Raw genomic sequence first — 16,534 nt, forward strand, 5'->3', positions numbered from 1 at the left:
CCTGTCCCAAGGAGGCGCATACCCCCGCGGGGTACGTGTCATGCAGGGGCGGTCCCGGGCCCGTCAGTCCCGGAGCTTCTTCAGCAGCTCGATGTCGGCGGCGTGCCCCTCCTTGCCGCCCGGGGTCTCGATGACCAGCGGCACCCCCTCGGTGGCCGGGTGCCGCAGCAGCTGCCGGAACGCCTCCTGGCCGATGTGGCCGACGCCGATGTTGGCGTGCCGGTCCTTGTGCGCGCCGGCGACGTCCTTGGAGTCGTTGGCGTGGATCAGCCGCAGCCGGCCCTCGCCGACCGTGGCGACCAGCTCGTCCAGCGTCCGTACCGCCCCGCCCGGCTCCGCCAGGTCGTGGCCGGCGGCGAAGATGTGGCACGTGTCGAGGCAGATCCCCAGCTTCGGGTGGTGGTCGAGCGCGTCGAAGTACGGGCCGAAGTCCTCCGCGCGGGAGCAGAGCGACGAACCCTGGCCGGCCGTGGACTCCAGGAGCAGGTACGGGTCGTCCTCGTGCGTCAGCTCGTCGAGCAGCGGCAGCATCCGCTCCCGTACCTGCGCCAGCGCCTCCGCGCGGGGGCGGCCGCCGGTCGCCGAGCCGGTGTGGACGACCACGCCCCGGGCGCCGATCTCCCGGCCGCGCCGCAGCGAGTGCCGCAGCGACTCCACCGACCGGTCGACCGTGGCCTCGGTGTGGGAGCCGAAGTTGATCAGGTACGGGGCGTGCACCCAGGCCGACAGCGACTCGGCGGCGCACTCCGCGCGGAACCGCTCGTCCTGGGCGGGGTTGCCGGTGGGGGTGGCCCAGCCGCGCGGGTTGGCGACGAAGACCTGGACGGTCTCGGCGCCCAGCTCGCGGGCGTAGCCGAGGCCGGTGGTGGCGAGTCCGCCGGCCACGGGGACGTGGCCGCCGACGGGGTTGCGCATGGGTGTCTCAGATTCCCTTGATGGTGATGGCGACGGTGGAGCCCTCGGGGGCGGTCTCGCCGCCCTCGACGGACTGGCCCGTGACCTCGTCACCGAGGAAGGGGAAGCTCTTCTCCACCTTCACGTCGAAGCCGGCGGCCTCCAGCGCCTCGCGGGCCTCCCCGGTCGTCATGCCGACGACGTCGGGGACCTCGACCTGGCGCGGGCCCTTGGAGACGGTCAGGGTGATCGCGTCGCCCTTCGCGGCCCGGCTGCCCTCGGCGAGGGACTGCGCGGCGACCGCGCCCGCGTCCTCGGGGGAGTGCACCCGCTCCGGGGCCACGGACACCTTGAGCCCGGCCTCCTGGAGGGTGGCGGTGGCGTCGGCGACGGTCTCGCCGGTCACGTCGGGGACGTCGACCGGGGCGCCCTTGCTGACCACCAGCGCGACGGCCGAGTCCGGCGCGCGCTCGGTGCCCGGCTCCGGGTCGGTGCCGATGACCGCGCCCTGGGCGACGGTCGTGCTGAACCTGCTGGTGACGACGCCGGGCGCGAGGCCCTGCTCGGTGAGGATCCGCCGGGCCTCGTCCAGCGGCTTGTTCCGCAGGTTGGGCACCTTCACGATCTCCGGGCCCCGGGACAGGGTCAGGGTGACGGTGGTGTGGTTGCGGACCCGCTCGCCGGGCGCCGGGTCGACGCCCATCACCGTGCCGCGCTCGTACACGTCGCTGAAGGCGCGCTTCGTCGTGCCCAGCTCCAGGCCGGCGTCGGCGAGCCGGTCCGCCGCCGCCCGCTCGGTCTGGCCGAGGACGGCGGGGACGCGGGTGAACTGGCCGGCGTTGATGTACCAGACGCCGGTGCCGAGGCCCAGGGCGAGCAGCACGCCGGCGATGATCAGGAGCGGGCCGTTCGGCGGCCTGCGGAAGGTCCGGCGCGGCCGGGCGGCCGGCGGCGGCTCCGGGGTGTCGAGACGGCTGGTGTGCAGCACCTCGTGCGGGTCGGCGGGCTCGGCGGACGGCACCGCGCGGGCGATCACGCTGGTGCGGTCGTCGCCGGTGTCCCGCTGCCCGGCGCGCGCCCCCGGCGGCACCGCGTCCAGCTGCTCCTCGGTGAGCGCGGCCCGCGCCTCCCGGGCCAGGGCGAGGAGCGCGACGGCGTCGTGCGGGCGGACGTCGGGGGTGCGGGCGGTCGCGGCGGCGACCAGCTCGTCGAGTTCAAGCGGCAGCCCCGGCACGGCGGCGGACGGGGCCGGCACGTCGGTGTTCAGGTGCCGGTAGAGGACCTGGGCGGGGGTGTCGCCGGAGTGCGGCTTGGCGCCGGTCAGCATCTCGTACAGGACGACGCCGCAGGCGTACACGTCGGCGCGGGTGTCGGCGGTGCCGTGCTCGATCTGCTCGGGGGCGAGGTACGAGACGGTGCCGAGGACCGAGCCGGTGGTCGCGGTCGCCGAGCCGACGGAGCGGACCAGCCCGAAGTCGGCGACCTTGACCCGGCCGTCGTCCCCTATCAGCACGTTCTCCGGCTTCATGTCCCGGTGCACGAACCCGGCCCGGTGCGCGGCGCCCAGCGCGGCGAGCACCGGCTCCAGGACGTCCAGGGCGGCGCGAGGCTGGAGGGCGCCGCGCTCGCGGAGCACGTCGCGCAGGGTGCAGCCGGAGACGTACTCCATCGCCAGGTAGACGTACGCGCCCTCGGCGCCCTGGTCGAAGACGGCGACCACGTTCGGGTGCGCGAGGCGGGCGACGGACTTCGCCTCGCGGATGAACCGCTCGACGAAGACGGCGTCGGCCGCCAGCGCCGGGTGCATCACCTTGAGCGCGAGGACGCGGTCGAGGCGGGTGTCGACGGCCCGGTAGACCGTGGCCATCCCGCCGACGGCGATGCGCGCGTCGACGCGGTAGCGGCCGTCGAGCAGCCGCCCGACGAGGGGGTCCTGAAGGGTCGTGTCCACGGCGTCGAGTCTACGAGCCGGTACGCGGTCCCCCCGCCGCCCGGCCCCCGACCGCAGCACGCTTGTGACGTACCCCGCGCCCGCCGCCCCGGCCCCGGGTCAGAACGCGGGGCGCTCCGGGTCCAGCCGGGCGAGGCCCTCCGCCGGCGAGGACGCCTCCGCGAAGTGCCGGCGGGGGATCCGGCCCGCGCGGCGGGCCAGCCGGCCCGCCTCGACCGCGTGCCGCATCGCCGCCGCCATCAGCACCGGCTCCTGCGCCCGGGTCACCGCCGAGGCGAGCATCACCGCCGCGCAGCCCAGCTCCATCGCGAGCGCCGCGTCCGAGGCGGTGCCCGCGCCGGCGTCGAGGATCACCGGGACGCCGGCCCGCTCCACGATCAGCTCGAAGTTGTGCGGGTTGCGGATGCCGAGCCCGGAGCCGATGGGGGAGCCCAGCGGCATGATCGCCGCGCAGCCCACGTCCTCCAGCTTCCGGGCCAGCACCGGGTCGTCGTTGGTGTACGGCAGGACGGTGAAGCCGTCGTCGACCAGGGTCTCGGCGGCGTCCAGGAGCTCCACCGCGTCCGGGAGGAGGGTCCGCTCGTCGGCGACCACCTCCAGCTTGATCCAGTCGGTGCCCAGCGCCTCCCGCGCCAGCCGCGCGGTGAGGACGGCCTCGCCCGCCGTGTAGCAGCCGGCCGTGTTCGGCAGCACGCGGATGCCGAGCCGGTCCAGGACGGAGAGGACCGAGCCCTGCACGGTCGGGTCGAGGCGGCGCATGGCGACGGTGGTGAGCTCGGTGCCGCTGGCCACCAGGGCGCGCTCCAGGACGTCCAGGCTGGGGGCGCCGCCGGTGCCCATGACGAGCCGCGAGGAGAACTCCGTACCGCCGAGGACGAACACGTCGTCGGACATCGCGCTCAGCCCCCCTGCACCGCGGTCAGGACCTCGACCCGGTCGCCGTCGGCGAGCAGCGTCGTCGCCCACTCGCCGCGCGGCACCACGGCCTCGTTGACGGCGGCGGCGACCCCGGCGGGGGCGGTGGTGAGGGTGGCGACCAGGGAGGCCAGGGAGACGGGGGCGGCGAGCGCGCGCGGCTCGCCGTTCACGGACACGTTCATGCGGGCTGCTCCTGAGGTACGGGGCGAGCGGTGGGGAAGCGGCGGGGGGAGAAGGGGCGGGCCTCGGCGGGGAGGACGCCGGTGGCGAGCGCCTCCGCCATGACGTCGCCGGTGACGGGGGTGAGGAGGACGCCGTTGCGGTAGTGGCCGGTGGCCAGGAGGAGGCCGGGCAGGGCGCTCGGCCCGAGCAGCGGCGCGTTGTCGGGGGAGCCGGGGCGCAGCCCGGCCAGGGTCTCGGTGAGCGGCAGCTCGGTGAGGCCGGGGACCAGCTCGTGGGCGTCGCGGAGGAGTTCGTACACCCCGCCCGCGGTCACCGTGGTGTCCCAGCCCAGCTCCTCGCTGGTGGCGCCGATCACCAGCTCGCCGTTCTCGCGCGGCACCAGGTAGACGTGGCTGCCGCGGACCACGGCCCGGACGGTGCGGGAGAGGAAGGGGGCGTACGCGGCGGGGATCCGCAGCCGCAGGACCTGGCCCTTCACCGGGCGGACCGGCGGCAGGACCGCCTCCGGCACGCCGGCGAGCCGGCCGCTGAGGCTGCCCGCGGCGAGGACGGTCTGCCCGGCGGCCAGCGCGGTGCCGTCGCCGAGGACGACCCCGCGCGCCCGGTCGCCGGTCACGGTGAGCCGTTCCGCGCGCGCCCGGTGGAGGACCACCCCGGCCCGCTCGCAGGCGGTGAGCAGCGCGGCGGCCAGCCGGCGCGGGTCCACCTGGTGGTCGCCGTCGACCCGGAGCCCGCCGCGCACCCCGGGCGCCAGCATGGGCTCCAGGCGGCGGCAGTCCCGGCCGCTCAGCCACTCGGAGGCGAGCCCGCAGCGGGTCTGGAGGGCGTGGAGCTCGCGCAGGTGGGCCCGGTCGTCGGCGTCGAGCGCGACGGCGAGGGTGCCGCAGGCGCGGTAGCCCACGTCGAGGCCGGTGGCCTCCTCCAGCTCGGCCACGAACGCCGGGTAGCGCGCGGCGGAGGCGAGGTTGAGCCCGAGCAGGGTCTCCTCGCCGTAGTGGAGTTCGGTGACGGCGGCGAGCATGCCGGCCGCGACCCGCGCGGCGCCGCCGCCCGGATCGGGGTCGACGAGCGCGACGCGCAGCCCGCGCAGGGCCGCCCGCCACGCCGTGACCAGGCCGATGATGCCGCCCCCGACCACGAGGACGTCGGTGGTGCGGTCGGTGGTGTCGGATGGACGCATGGGCGTTCCCGCCCCTCCCTTCGCCGGCATGACCCGGATCAGGTTCGTACGGTCGGAGGCCGGTCAGCCTCCCTCTCAGCCCGGTGCGTCCGGGCTCCCGCGAGTGGTGTCTGCCCGCCACCCTAGCCCCCGGCGGCGGTGCGCCACAGGGCACCTCCCTTTCTGACGTTTCGTCAGGTGCGTAAGGTGGACGGGTGAGCGAGCAGAAGCAGACCCAGCGGCACGTCGTGATCGTCGGCGCGGGCATGGCGGGCGTGCAGACCGCCGTCGCCCTGCGCGAGCAGGGCTTCGAAGGGCCCGTCACCCTCATCGGCGCCGAACCCCACCAGCCCTACGACCGGCCCCCGCTCTCCAAGGCCGTCCTCCTCGGCAAGGCCGAGCACTCCGCCTTCGACATCGACTTCGAGTCCCTCGGCGTCGACCTCCGCCTCGGCGTCGACGTCACCGGCCTCCGCCCCGCCGACCGCACCCTCGACACCGAGGCCGGACCCGTCCCGTACGACACCCTGGTCCTCGCCACCGGCGCCCACCCGCTCACCCTCCCCGGCGCCGAGGGAGTCCCCGGCGTCCACCTGCTGCGCACCCTCGACGACGCCGTCCGCCTCGGCCCCGTCCTCGCCGGCGGCGGCCCCGTCGTCGTGGTCGGCGCCGGCTGGATCGGCGCCGAGTTCACCACCGCCGCCCGCGAGGCCGGCTGCGCCGTCACCGTCGTCGAGGCCGCCCCGCTCCCGCTCGCCGGCGCCCTGCCCGACGAGGTCGCCGTCGCCATGGCCGGCTGGTACGCCGAGAGCGGCGCCGAACTCCTCACCCACGCGCGCGTGGAGACCGTCCGGCCCGGCGCCGTCGTCCTCGCCGACGGCCGCGAACTGCCCGCCGACGCCGTCGTCGTCGGCATCGGCGCCCGCCCCGCCACCGCCTGGCTCGCCGGCTCCGGCATCGCCCTCGACCCGAGCGGCGCCGTCACCGCCGACGACCGGCTGCGCACCTCGCTGCCCGACGTGTACGCGGTCGGCGACTGCGCCTCCTTCCCCTCCGCCCGCTACGGCGAACGGCTCCTCGTCCACCACTGGGACAACGCCCTCCAGGGCCCCCGCACGGTCGCCGCCGACATCACCGGCTCCGACGGCGGCACGCCCGACCCGTACGACCCCGTCCCGTACTTCTGGTCCGAGCAGTTCGGCCGCTTCGTCCAGTACGCGGGCCACCACGCGGGCGCCGACACCCTGGTCCGGCGCGGCGACTCCTCCGGCCCCTCCTGGTCGGTGCTGTGGCTGCGCGACGGCGTGCCGGTCGCCCTCCTCGCGGTCGGCCGCCCCCGCGACCTCGCCCAGGGCCGCAAGCTCATCGAGGCGGGCACCCCCGTCGACCCCGGGCGCGCCGCCGACCCGGCCGTCCCGCTCAAGTCCGCGGTCCGCTAGCACCCCCCTGGCACCCCCCGGACGGAGGCGGCGGGACGGGCCCGACTACCGGCTGTCGGCCCCGGATGGCAGGCTTGTCCCGTGACCGAGATTGACGCAAACATCGATGCTCTCGTCCCCGAGTGGCTCCACCTCCCCGACATCGCCGAGATGCTCGGCGTCGAGGTGACGCGGGTGCGGCAGCTGGTGAAGGAGGGCCAGCTGATCGCCGTCCGCCGCGGCGAGAACAACGCGCTCCAGGTGCCCGCCGCCTTCATCCAGGAGGACAGGGTCGTCAAGGGCCTGTCCGGCACCCTGACGCTCCTCAGGGACGACGGCTTCTCCGACGCGGAGATGCTGGAGTGGCTCTTCACCGCGGACCCGACCCTGCCCGGCACCCCCGCGCAGGCGCTCCGCGAGAATCGCGGCACGGAGGTGAAGCGCCGCGCCCAGGCGCTCGCCGTCTGACACGCCGAACCAGCACCGCCGGTGCCCCGGCCCCGCGCCGCGGCACCGGCACCACCCGACGGGGGGAACCACCATGCCCACGCCTCGCGAGCGGCTCGCCGACGCCCGGCTCTACCTGTGCACCGACGCCCGGAAGCGCCAGGGCGACCTGCCCGCCTTCCTCGACGCCGTGCTCTCCTCCGGCGTCGACATCGTCCAGCTGCGCGACAAGGGCATGGAGGCCGCCGAGGAGCTGGAGCACCTGGCGGTCCTCGCCGACGCCTGCCGCCGGCACGGCACGCTCCTCGCCGTGAACGACCGGGCCGACGTCGCCCACGCCATCGGCTCCGACGTCCTCCACCTCGGCCAGGGCGACCTGCCCGTCCCCGCCGCCCGCGCGATCCTCGGCGACGAGGTGCTGATCGGCCGCTCCTGCCACGCCGAGTCCGAGGTGGCCGCGGCCGCCGCCGAGCCCGGCACCGACTACTTCTGCACCGGCCCCTGCTGGCCCACCCCCACCAAGCCCGGGCGGTACGCCCCCGGCCTGGACCTCGTGCGGTACGCGGCGGGGCTCGCCCAGGACCGCCCCTGGTTCGCCATCGGCGGGATCGACGCGGACAACCTGGACCAGGTGCTGGACGCCGGCGCCCGCCGGATCGTCGTCGTCCGCGCGATCACCGAGGCCGACGACCCGGCCGAGGCCACCGCCGCCCTCGCCAAGCGCGTCCGGGAGCGGTCCGGCGCCTGACGGAGCCCGGCGGGGCCCGCGCGGCCCCGTCGTACCGGTGTCCGAAAAGCTGTCCAGTCCTCGGACGCGGTTTCCGCGCCTGCCTGGACCCCGTCTAACCTGCCCGTATGGCCCTTGGAACCGCTTCCGTCCGTACGGACCGCGCCCGCACGGTCCGCGAGATCCTCGCCTCCGGCACGTCGTACTCCTTCGAGTTCTACGCCCCCCGGACGCCCAAGGGCGAGCAGGTCCTCTGGAACGCCATGCGCCGCGTCGAGGCCGTCGGCCCCAGCTTCGTCTCCGTGACCTACGGCGCCGGCGGCTCCACCCGCGGCGGCACCGTCAAGGCCACCCAGAAGATCGCCTCGGACACCACCCTCACCCCGGTCGCCCACCTCACCGCCGTCGACCACTCGGTCGCCGAACTGCGGAACGTCCTCGGCCAGTACGCCGACGCCGGCATCCGCAACATGCTCGCGCTCCGCGGCGACCCGCCGGGCGACCCGCTGGGCGACTGGGTCGAGCACCCCGAGGGCGTCCGGTACGCCGCCGACCTGGTCCGGCTCATCAAGGAGTCCGGCGACTTCTGCGTCGGCGTAGCCGCCTTCCCCGAGATGCACCCGCGCTCCGCCGACTGGGACACCGACATCCGCCACTTCGTCGACAAGTGCCGGGCCGGCGCCGACTACGCGATCACCCAGATGTTCTTCGACCCGGAGAACTACCTGCGGCTCCGCGACAGCGTCGAGAAGGCGGGCTGCGAGACCCCGATCATCCCCGAGGTCATGCCCGTCGTCACCGCCAGGACCCTCGACCGGCTGCCCCAGCTGAGCAACGCCGCCTTCCCCGCCGATGTGAAAGAACGCATCCTCGCGGTCAAGGACGATCCCGCCGCTGTACGCTCCATCGGTATCGAGTTCGCGACGGAGTTCTGCGCGCGTCTGCTGGACGAGGGTGTCCCCGGCCTGCACTTCATCACGCTCAACAGCTCCACCGCGACGCTCGAGATCTACGAGAATCTCGGACTGCACCAGCAGTCCTGACCGGTCGTACCCGCCCCTGACCCGCGGCGGTGGCCGTAGAGAGGGGCGGCGGGGCAATGGGGTGGACGGTCCTCTACATCGCGTTCGGCCTGGTGGCGCTCTGGCTGCTGGGCGAAGTGCTGCTCCAGTACAAGGCGCGGCTGCGCTGGCGGGTCCTCGCCTTCTGCGGCTTCCTCGGCGTGGTCGCCGGCGTCCTGCTGCCGTCGGTGGCGGTGATCATCGCCGGCGCGGTCGCCTTCGCCGTCGGCCAGACCTTCGTCACCCTCTCCTTCCGCCGCGGCTTCTCCACCGGCTGGGCCATCGGCGGCAACCCCGGCGCCAGCCGCCGCCGCAAGGCCGGCCCGGCCACCGGCGCCGGCCCCACCCTGGAGGTCACCGGCCTCGCGTACGAGGACCCCGCCGCGGCACACGCCCCCGGCCCCGGCGCCGAGGAACTGCGCGCGGGCGACGAGCCCACCTCCGTCTTCGAGCCGCAGCCGCTGCCCGAGGACACCGGCCAGTACGGCGTCTACGGCGGCGGACAGCAGGACCCGGCGGCGCAGACCCCCGGCTACGACGGCTACGACACCGCCGCCTACGCCACCGGGACCTACGACACCTCCGGCTACGGCACCGGCGGCTACGCGCCCGCCGACCCGGCCGCCCCCGCGTACGACGCCTACGCCGCCCCCGCTTACGAACAGCAGCAGCCGGGCTACGACTACGGCGCCACCGGTGCCCCGCAGCAGTACGCCGCCTACTCCGACCCGTACATCGGCCCCGCCACCGACGGCCAGCAGTACACCTCGTACTACGGCGACCCCCAGGCGCCCTCCTACGGCTACGACACTCCGCCCGGCGGCGTGTGGGTGCCGCAGCAGCGCGACACCGACGAGACGCCGGCGCCGTACGGCCAGGGCCCGCACCCCGACGGGCAGACCCCGTACCGCTACTGACTGCCCGTCCGGCCGGGCCCGGTCACCGCGAGCCGCGGAACTCCGCGCCCTCCACGATCAGCCCGGCCACCAGCGCGCCCGACATGCCCGCGTGGGCGAGCCCGCCGCCCGGATGCGCCCAGCCGCCCGCGTAGTACAGCCCGGACACGGGGGAGAGGTTCGGCGCGGGCAGCCACTCCCCGCGGGCGTCCGCCAGCGCCGGGCCCGGCACCTCGGCCGACCCGGTCGCCGCCCGGACGTCCTCCGGCGTGCGGACGTGCCGCCACACCAGCCGCTCGGCCAGCCCCGGCACCGCCCGCGCGGCCGCCTCGACCATCCCGTCGGCGAAGGGCTCCCACTCCCGCTCGACGGAGGCCGGCACGGTCGCCGTGACCGTCACCGCCTCGTGGGCGGCGTCCGGGCGCAGCGCCGGGTCGTCCGGCCGCAGCACGGTCACCGTCGGCCGGCCGCCCTCCGCGTGCACGACGGTCCGGTGGACCGCGTCCGCCTCCCGGGACCCGCGCAGCGCCAGACAGACCGTCACCCGGCTGGTGCCGGGGTGCTGGAAGTGCGTCCACTCGTCGCTGTACCGCCACGGCAGGACCTGCTCGCGGTAGAGCTCCGGCACCGGGGCGCCCACGACCACGTGGTCGGCCTCCACCGTCGAGCCGGATGCGAGTCGCACCCCGACGGCCCGGCCGTCCTCCTCCAGCACCTCGTCCACCGCCGCGCCGAAGACGAACTCCACCCGCCGCTCCCGGCAGCGCTCGTACACCGCGTCCGCGAGCGCCCGCATGCCGCCGGCCACGTACCAGCTGCCGAACGTCTGCTCCATGTACGGCAGCACGGCGGCCGACGCGGGCGCGGACGCCGCCGGGAAGCCGTACGCCTCCGCGTACGCGTCCAGCAGCGCGACCAGTCGCGGGTCCCTCAGTTCGCGCGCGCCGACCTGGGCGAGCGTCCGCGTCGGACGGCGCAGCAGCCCCGCCTTCAGCGCCGGGTACGGCTCGCGGGCCAGGGACTTCGGGTCGGCGGGCTGCGGCTCCTCCAGGAGCGGGCGGCGGGTCCGGTCCCACGCCTCGCGGGCCCGCACCAGGAAGTCGCCCCAGCGCTCGCCGGTGCCCGCGCCGAGCGCCGCGTCGAGGGCGGCGAGCGTGCCGGCCCGCGACGCGTTCGGCAGGTCCACGCGGGTGCCGTCGGCGAAGACGTGCCGGGCGGCCGGATCGACCTGGCTCAGCCCGACGCACTCCTCCAGCGGCTTCTTCCCCGTCTTCACGAACAGATCGCGGTAGACCGCCGGGAGGTGCAGCAGCCCGGGGCCCGTGTCGAAGGCGAAGCCGTCCCGCTCGAAGCGGCCCACCGCCCCGCCGTACGCCGGCGTCCGCTCGTACACCGTCACCGCGTGTCCGGCCACGGCCAGCCGGGCCGCCGCCGCCATGGCGCCGAGACCCGCGCCGATCACCACAATCCGTCCCATGTCAGGGACCTTATCGGCCCCCGCCGACGGACCGGTCCGCAGGTGGGCCGCCTCCGGCCGCCGCCCGTCTGCGCTCCTCGCGGCGCTGCGCCCGGCGGCGCAGGAACCGCCGGATCCGGGCGGCCAGGAAGACCAGCAGCCAGATGCCGAGCGCCAGCAGCACGGCGGCGATCACCGCCGCCGCCACCGGATGGAAGAGCGCGAAGGTGATGATCCCGGCGACGGCCAGGTCCTCGGCGGTGCTGATCGCGATGTTGGAGAACGGCTCCGGCGAGGTGTTCACCGCCATCCGGGTCCCCGCCTTGACCAGATGGCTCATCAGCGCCGTGGAACCGCCGACCGCGCCCGCCGCCAGCTCGGGCAGCGAACCGCTCTGGCCGGCCAGCAGGGCCGCCACGACGGCTCCCGAGACCGGCCGGATCACCGTGTGGACGGAGTCCCACACGTTGTCCACGTACGGGATCTTGTCCGCGACCGCCTCGCACAGGAAGAGCACGCCGGCCGCGATCAGGACATCCGTGCGCTGGAGCGCCTCGGGCACCTCGTCGGTGAGCCCGGTCGCGCCGAAGACGCCGAGGAGCAGGACCACCGCGTACGCGTTGATCCCGCTCGCCCAGCCGCTGGTGAAGACCAGGGGGAGTACGGACACGCTCGCGATCGTAACGAGACCGCGCCCGTCCGTCACCAGGCCGCCCCGGGCCCGCCCCGACGAGGGCCGGACGGGGGCCGGACGCGGGCAGGACGGGGACTGAGTATCCGTACCTAGACGCGGAGATGAGTACCCGCGCGGATGGGGGAGGGGCCGCCCGGAGGAGAGAGTGGAGCCACGGAAGGGGCGCGGCTCCGGAACCGCCGGCACGGGGCGGCGGAACGGGGCCGTGCGCCTGCCGGCACGGGGGACGTGCACGGGGGTGTACGAAGACGGCGCCGGTCCGGCGTGGCTCGGGGGGATCGAGCCTCGCGGGACCGGCGCCTTCCGTCGTCGTGACGGGTCCGGCTCAGCGGCCCCCGCCCACGCGGCCGTGCAGCAGCAGCGACAGCGCCGCGTGGACGTCGTCCAGGGAGCGCTCGCTCTGGAACGCCTTCCAGTCGAGCGCGGCCACCAGGACCATGCCGACCAGCGCCGCCGCCGTCAGCGGGACGTCGATCTCCTCGCTCAGCTCGCCCTCCTCGACGCCCGCGCGCAGGACGCCCTCCACGACCGCGACGGCTTCCTGGCGGACGACGAGGAGGGTGGAGTTCCACGCCCGGTTGGTGCGCCAGAGCTCGGCCACGTACAGCTGGGTGAAGGCCGGGTAGCGGTCGATGAAGACGAGTCCCGCGCGGATCATCGCGTCCAGCGCGGCGACCCGGGTGCCGCCCCGGGCCTCGGTGTCCTCGGCGGCGGTCCGCAGCGAGGCGGTGAGCAGCGAGACGCCGTGGCGCAGCAGCTCCTCGAAGAGCTCGGTCTTGCTCTTGAAGTTGTAGTAGACCGTGCCCTTGGCCACCCCGGCCCGGTCGGCGATCTCGTCGACCGTGGTCGCCGAGAAGCCCTGCTCGGCGATGAGGGTGACGGCCGCCTCGTAGAGCTTGGCGCGGGTCGCCTGGCGGCGGGTGCTGCTGCTGTCCATGGGGTCGATTCTCACAGAGCCGGTACGGGTCGGTTCACAGCGACAGCTCCGGGTGGAGCCGGTCCAGCGTCCACACCTGCTTGCGGCGCGCGGTGACCGCGGTCAGGGCGAGCGCGCCCAGGGTGAAGGCGGTCAGGACGGCCACGGCCTCCCAGACCGGTCCGAGCCCGCCGCCGGAGATCAGCCGGCGCAGCGCCTCGACCACGTGGGTCATCGGCAGGAACGGGTGGACGGCGTTGAAGAAGCCCGGGCTGGTCTGCACGGGGTAGGTGCCGCCCGCCGAGGTCAGCTGGACCATGAGCAGCGCCAGGACGAGGATCCGGCCGGCCGCGCCGAAGCGGGCGTTCAGCCACTGGATGATCGCGGCGAAGCAGCAGGTCACGAGGGCGAGGAAGCCGACCGTCCCGGCCGCCCTGGCCATCTCCAGGCCGAGTCCCCAGTGCAGGACGGCCAGCAGCGCGCCGACCTGGAGGACGCCGATCGCGGCCACCGGGAGCCAGCCGGCCAGCGCGATCCGCCAGGCGGAGGCGCCGGCGGCGAGGGCCCGCCGGTTCATCGGCTGGATGATCATGTAGGCGACCATGGCGCCGACCCAGAGGGAGAGCGGGATGAAGTACGGGGCGAAGCCCGTGCCGTAGTTGGGCGCCTTGTGGAGCGACTGGGCGGCCAGCTTCACCGGGTCGGCCATGACCTCCGTGCGCCGGTCCCGCTCGTCCTTGTCGTAGTCCGGGATCTTGCCGACGCCGTCCTTGAGGCCGGTGGCGAGCGAGCCGGAGCCGTCGGCCAGCTTGAACAGGCCGCCGTCGAGGTCGCCGGCGCCCTTCTTCAGCTTGCCGACGCCGCTGTCCAGGCTGACCGAGCCGGCGCGGGCGCCGGTGATGCCGGTGTGGAGCCGCTCGGCGCCGTCGGCGACCTTCTTCGCGCCCCGGTTGAGCTCGTTGATCTTCCGGATGGCGCCCTCCACGTCCTCGTCCAGGTGCGGGGCGCGGGCGGCCAGCTCGTCGGCCTCCTTCTTGAGCTTCTTCAGGCGCGCGTCGAGCGTCTTCAGGTCGCCCTTGCTGTCCTTGGTCAGCTGGTGCACGTCGTCCGCGATGGTGGCGACGTCGCCGGCGGTGGTCGACGCCTCCTTCAGGGCGGAGCAGTACTGCTTCGTGTCGGGCAGGACGAACCCCTCGGGCAGGGTGACGCCCTCCGGCAGCTCGATCTTCGGCGGGTCGGTGGCGCCGGGCTTCTCGCAGGACGTGCGGTGCAGCCGGGCGAGGGTGTCGTCCGCCGTGTGGGCGGCCGTGCGCAGCTGCGGGGCGCGGCGGACCAGGTCGGCCAGGTCGTTGCGCGCGGCCGTGGCGGAGTCGGAGACGAGCTTGGCGGTGTCGCGGATCGACGTGCCGTTGTTCGCCAGGTAGGGGCGGACCTTGTCGGCGGTGCCGTTGACCTTGTCGGCGAGCGCCTGGGTGCCGTTCGCGACCTGGCGGGTGCCGGTCTGGACGTCCTTGGAGCCCTTGTCGAGCTTCTTCAGGCCGGCGGCCAGGTCGCTGCTGCCGGCCTTGGCGTCGGTGAGGCCCTCGGAGAGGTCCTTGGAGCCCTTCTTGGCCTTGTCCACGCCCTTCTTCAGGTCGGCGGCGCCCTTGGCGGCCTCGGCGGTGGCCTCGTGGATGTCGGAGAAGGAGATGAAGATCTTGTCGAGGAAGGTCCGGGACGACTTGGTGGAGGCGGCGGTGCGCACCTCGGCGAAGACGGTCCGGGAGATCTGGCCGACGATGTAGTTGTTGGAGTCGTTCGTCCGGACCTTCAGGGCGCCGGTCTCCGGGGAGTCCCCGGAGCTGGACGCGATCCGCTCGCTGAAGTCGCGGGGGACGGTCAGCGACAGGTAGTACGTGCCGTCCTCGACGCCCTCGCGGGCCTCGGCGTCGCTGACCTCGTGCCACTCGAAGGTCCCGCTGTCGAGCAGCCCCTCGGTGATGTCGGCGCCCGCGGTGATCCGCTTGCCGTCGGCGGTGGCGCCGCGGTCCTCGTTGACCAGGGCGACGGGCAGCTTGTCGAGCCTGCCGTACGGGTCCCAGAACGAGTACAGGTACAGGGCGCCGTACAGCAGCGGCAGCAGCAGGACCGCGACGAGCGCGGCGCGCGGCAGCTTGCCCCTGCCGAAGCGCCTCAGCTCAAGCGCGGCCAGTTTCGGCGAGCGCATCGTCCGCCCCCTCCTCGGTGATGTCGTCTTCGTCGTCGGCGGCTTCCGGGGCCCGCTCGTCCCCTCGCGGGGCGGCGGCGACCGTGGTGATCCGCAGGGCGTCGGCGGGCGCCTCGCTGCACACCGCGAGGACGGTGGTGCCCGCGGCGGCCACCGAGCGCAGCAGCGCCCAGGCAGCGGCCCGGTCGGCGTCCGACAGCTTCAGGTCCGTGTCGTCCACGCCCAGCACCCGGGGCCGCCCCATCAGGGCCAGCGCGATCGACAGGCGCAGGGCCTCCAGCCGTTCCAGGTCGCGTACGGAGGTCCGCTCGCCCTTCGGCAGGGCGGCGAGGTCCAGTCGGGCGGCGGCCAGCGCCTCGTCGATCCGCGCCCGGGTCTCGGCGGCCCGGGTGCCGGGGCGGCGGAGCAGCGCGCGGACCGAGCCGTCGAACCGGCGCTGGAGCAGGGCCCGCTCGCGCAGGTGCTCGGCGACCGTGAGCGACGGGTCGAGCTCGCTGACGCCGGGGACCTGGCCGAGCGCGGCGATCCGGCGCACGGCGGCCATCCGGCGCGGCAGCGGCAGGCCGCCGACCTCGGCGCGGCCCTCGGCGGTCTTCATCCGGCCGGTGAGGGCGAGCAGCAGGCAGGTGCGGCCGGTCCCGGACGGGCCCTCCAGCGCGACCAGCGCGCCGGCCCCGGCGCGGAAGGACACGTCCCGGAAGGCCCAGCCGCGCGGGCCCTTGAGGCCCAGCCCCTCGGCCACGACCTCGGCGCCGGGGCCGGAGCCGCCGGGGCCGGTGCGGTCGGTGCGCTCGGCGTGATCGGTGCGGTCGGCGTGATCGATGCGCTCGGCGCCGTCGGCGAGAGCGGTGCCGTCGGTGTGATCGGCGCCGTCGGTGCCGTCGGTGCCGGGCTCCCCGCCGGGCCCGTCCGGAGACGGTCGTGTGGTCAGGTCCTCGGATCCCACGGATCCACCCCCCGGTTCCACTTTTGGACTGACTGGTCAGTCCAAAAGTTACAAGGTCGCCGCCCAGCCCGCAAAACCCCAGGTCAGGCCCATTGTCAGTGGCGGGCGGCACGATGGGCACAGACGGCGACAAGACCGTCACCCGACGACAGGAGGCTCGTCATGGCCAGTCCTTTCGCAGCAGCCGACGTCCATCCCGTGTCCCGCCGGACCACCGCCCCGCCCGCCGCCCTCGACCTGCTCGCCAAGGCCCGGGCCGGTCTCGACGAGGCCGCCGGCCTCGAACGGCCCCACGAGAGGTACGCCACCGCGCACCTCGCCGCCCTGCGTGCCGCCGCGGCCGTCCTCGCCGCCCGCGCCCGCCCGGTTCCCCGCACCCGCCGGCGCCAGGCCATAAGGAGCGCCTGGGAGCTGCTGCCGCAGCTCGCCCCCGAGCTCACCGAGTGGAGCGCCCTCTTCGCCGCCGGAGCCCCGCGCCGGGCCCTCGCCGAGGCCGGGGTCGCCGCCGCCGCGACCCCGCGCGAGGCCGACGACCTCGTCAGGGACGCCGGGCACTTCCTGCGCCTGGTCGAGCGGCTGCTCGTGCTCCAGCCGGTCCTGCCCCGGCAGCCCCCGGCGGACGGGGTCGCCGGCTGATCCACGCCGCGCCACGGAGGCCATAG

General features: G+C 75.1%; 16 protein-coding genes and 1 riboswitch. Of the genes, 6 read left to right on the top strand and 10 right to left on the bottom strand.

Annotated elements, in window-relative coordinates; all coding sequences use genetic code 11:
* Positions 1-63 precede the first annotated feature (63 nt).
* From ACFVQZ_RS16565 to thiO, 5 genes are all read right to left on the bottom strand, one after another.
* Positions 64-915, bottom strand: a complete 852-nt coding sequence (locus tag ACFVQZ_RS16565) for a deoxyribonuclease IV (protein ID WP_383623083.1) — start codon at positions 913-915, stop codon at positions 64-66.
* 7 nt (positions 916-922) lie between these two features.
* Entirely contained in the window at positions 923-2,845 is a 1,923-nt protein-coding gene (gene pknB / locus ACFVQZ_RS16570) for a Stk1 family PASTA domain-containing Ser/Thr kinase (protein ID WP_030493016.1), read from the bottom strand.
* 99 nt (positions 2,846-2,944) lie between these two features.
* A complete protein-coding gene (locus ACFVQZ_RS16575; protein ID WP_383623086.1) occupies positions 2,945-3,739 on the bottom strand; it encodes a thiazole synthase in 795 nt (264 codons plus the stop codon).
* A 5-nt stretch (positions 3,740-3,744) separates the two neighbouring features.
* Positions 3,745-3,945: a sulfur carrier protein ThiS gene (thiS, locus tag ACFVQZ_RS16580; RefSeq protein WP_030493014.1), complete on the bottom strand. Its 201-nt coding sequence runs from the start codon at positions 3,943-3,945 to the stop codon at positions 3,745-3,747.
* The gene (thiO, locus tag ACFVQZ_RS16585; RefSeq protein WP_383623090.1) at positions 3,942-5,126 is read right to left on the bottom strand and encodes a glycine oxidase ThiO; all 1,185 of its coding nucleotides are present in this window, start codon (positions 5,124-5,126) and stop codon (positions 3,942-3,944) included. Before thiO ends, thiS begins: the two co-directional genes overlap by 4 nt.
* A riboswitch (TPP riboswitch) is annotated at positions 5,124-5,237 on the bottom strand. It overlaps the preceding gene by 3 nt.
* A gap of 83 nt (positions 5,238-5,320) precedes the next feature.
* Between thiO and ACFVQZ_RS16590 the strand changes: the two genes are divergently transcribed.
* The 5 genes from ACFVQZ_RS16590 to ACFVQZ_RS16610 all read left to right on the top strand — a co-directional run bounded on the left by ACFVQZ_RS16590 (position 5,321) and on the right by ACFVQZ_RS16610 (position 9,675).
* On the top strand, positions 5,321-6,544 hold the full coding sequence (locus tag ACFVQZ_RS16590) for an NAD(P)/FAD-dependent oxidoreductase (RefSeq protein ID WP_383623093.1): 1,224 nt from the start codon (positions 5,321-5,323) through the stop codon (positions 6,542-6,544).
* 81 nt (positions 6,545-6,625) lie between these two features.
* The gene (locus tag ACFVQZ_RS16595; RefSeq protein WP_030493011.1) at positions 6,626-6,991 is read left to right on the top strand and encodes a helix-turn-helix domain-containing protein; all 366 of its coding nucleotides are present in this window, start codon (positions 6,626-6,628) and stop codon (positions 6,989-6,991) included.
* Between the two features lie 73 nt (positions 6,992-7,064).
* Positions 7,065-7,718, top strand: coding sequence for a thiamine phosphate synthase (gene thiE / locus ACFVQZ_RS16600; RefSeq protein ID WP_383623096.1), 654 nt, complete (start codon positions 7,065-7,067; stop codon positions 7,716-7,718).
* Positions 7,719-7,825: 107 nt separating this feature from the next.
* Positions 7,826-8,740, top strand: a complete 915-nt coding sequence (gene metF, locus ACFVQZ_RS16605; RefSeq protein ID WP_030493009.1) for a methylenetetrahydrofolate reductase [NAD(P)H] — start codon at positions 7,826-7,828, stop codon at positions 8,738-8,740.
* 56 nt (positions 8,741-8,796) lie between these two features.
* Complete coding sequence (locus ACFVQZ_RS16610; RefSeq protein ID WP_383623099.1) at positions 8,797-9,675, top strand: hypothetical protein; 879 nt, start codon at positions 8,797-8,799, stop codon at positions 9,673-9,675.
* 22 nt (positions 9,676-9,697) lie between these two features.
* Here ACFVQZ_RS16610 and ACFVQZ_RS16615 read toward each other — a convergent pair whose 3' ends face one another.
* From ACFVQZ_RS16615 to ACFVQZ_RS16635, 5 genes are all read right to left on the bottom strand, one after another.
* Complete coding sequence (locus tag ACFVQZ_RS16615; RefSeq protein WP_383623102.1) at positions 9,698-11,131, bottom strand: phytoene desaturase family protein; 1,434 nt, start codon at positions 11,129-11,131, stop codon at positions 9,698-9,700.
* A 10-nt stretch (positions 11,132-11,141) separates the two neighbouring features.
* Positions 11,142-11,780 (bottom strand): DUF4126 domain-containing protein, encoded by a 639-nt coding sequence (locus ACFVQZ_RS16620; protein WP_030493006.1) that lies wholly within the window; start codon positions 11,778-11,780, stop codon positions 11,142-11,144.
* Positions 11,781-12,129: 349 nt separating this feature from the next.
* Positions 12,130-12,741 (bottom strand): TetR/AcrR family transcriptional regulator, encoded by a 612-nt coding sequence (locus ACFVQZ_RS16625; protein WP_030493005.1) that lies wholly within the window; start codon positions 12,739-12,741, stop codon positions 12,130-12,132.
* A gap of 34 nt (positions 12,742-12,775) precedes the next feature.
* Positions 12,776-14,926, bottom strand: coding sequence for a YhgE/Pip family protein (locus ACFVQZ_RS16630; protein ID WP_383623107.1), 2,151 nt, complete (start codon positions 14,924-14,926; stop codon positions 12,776-12,778).
* Complete coding sequence (locus ACFVQZ_RS16635) at positions 14,898-15,668, bottom strand: ATP-binding cassette domain-containing protein (RefSeq protein ID WP_383623403.1); 771 nt, start codon at positions 15,666-15,668, stop codon at positions 14,898-14,900. Before ACFVQZ_RS16635 ends, ACFVQZ_RS16630 begins: the two co-directional genes overlap by 29 nt.
* A 366-nt stretch (positions 15,669-16,034) precedes the next feature.
* On the opposite strand from ACFVQZ_RS16635, the gene ACFVQZ_RS16640 reads away from it, so the two are divergent.
* Positions 16,035-16,508, top strand: coding sequence for an SAV_6107 family HEPN domain-containing protein (locus tag ACFVQZ_RS16640; protein ID WP_051787436.1), 474 nt, complete (start codon positions 16,035-16,037; stop codon positions 16,506-16,508).
* Positions 16,509-16,534 lie beyond the last annotated feature (26 nt).

Source organism: Streptomyces sp. NPDC057854 (assembly GCF_042797055.1).
In the GTDB taxonomy this organism is placed as follows: Bacteria; Actinomycetota; Actinomycetes; order Streptomycetales; family Streptomycetaceae; genus Streptomyces.

Coding starts and splice junctions, on each gene's coding strand:
- ACFVQZ_RS16565 (WP_383623083.1), bottom strand. CDS start 915: ATGCGCAACCCCGTCGGCGGCCACGTCCCCGTGGCCGGCGGACTCGCC.
- ACFVQZ_RS16575 (WP_383623086.1), bottom strand. CDS start 3,739: ATGTCCGACGACGTGTTCGTCCTCGGCGGTACGGAGTTCTCCTCGCGG.
- thiS (WP_030493014.1), bottom strand. CDS start 3,945: ATGAACGTGTCCGTGAACGGCGAGCCGCGCGCGCTCGCCGCCCCCGTC.
- thiO (WP_383623090.1), bottom strand. CDS start 5,126: ATGCGTCCATCCGACACCACCGACCGCACCACCGACGTCCTCGTGGTC.
- thiE (WP_383623096.1), top strand. CDS start 7,065: ATGCCCACGCCTCGCGAGCGGCTCGCCGACGCCCGGCTCTACCTGTGC.
- metF (WP_030493009.1), top strand. CDS start 7,826: ATGGCCCTTGGAACCGCTTCCGTCCGTACGGACCGCGCCCGCACGGTC.
- ACFVQZ_RS16610 (WP_383623099.1), top strand. CDS start 8,797: ATGGGGTGGACGGTCCTCTACATCGCGTTCGGCCTGGTGGCGCTCTGG.
- ACFVQZ_RS16615 (WP_383623102.1), bottom strand. CDS start 11,131: ATGGGACGGATTGTGGTGATCGGCGCGGGTCTCGGCGCCATGGCGGCG.
- ACFVQZ_RS16625 (WP_030493005.1), bottom strand. CDS start 12,741: ATGGACAGCAGCAGCACCCGCCGCCAGGCGACCCGCGCCAAGCTCTAC.
- ACFVQZ_RS16630 (WP_383623107.1), bottom strand. CDS start 14,926: ATGCGCTCGCCGAAACTGGCCGCGCTTGAGCTGAGGCGCTTCGGCAGG.
- ACFVQZ_RS16640 (WP_051787436.1), top strand. CDS start 16,035: ATGGCCAGTCCTTTCGCAGCAGCCGACGTCCATCCCGTGTCCCGCCGG.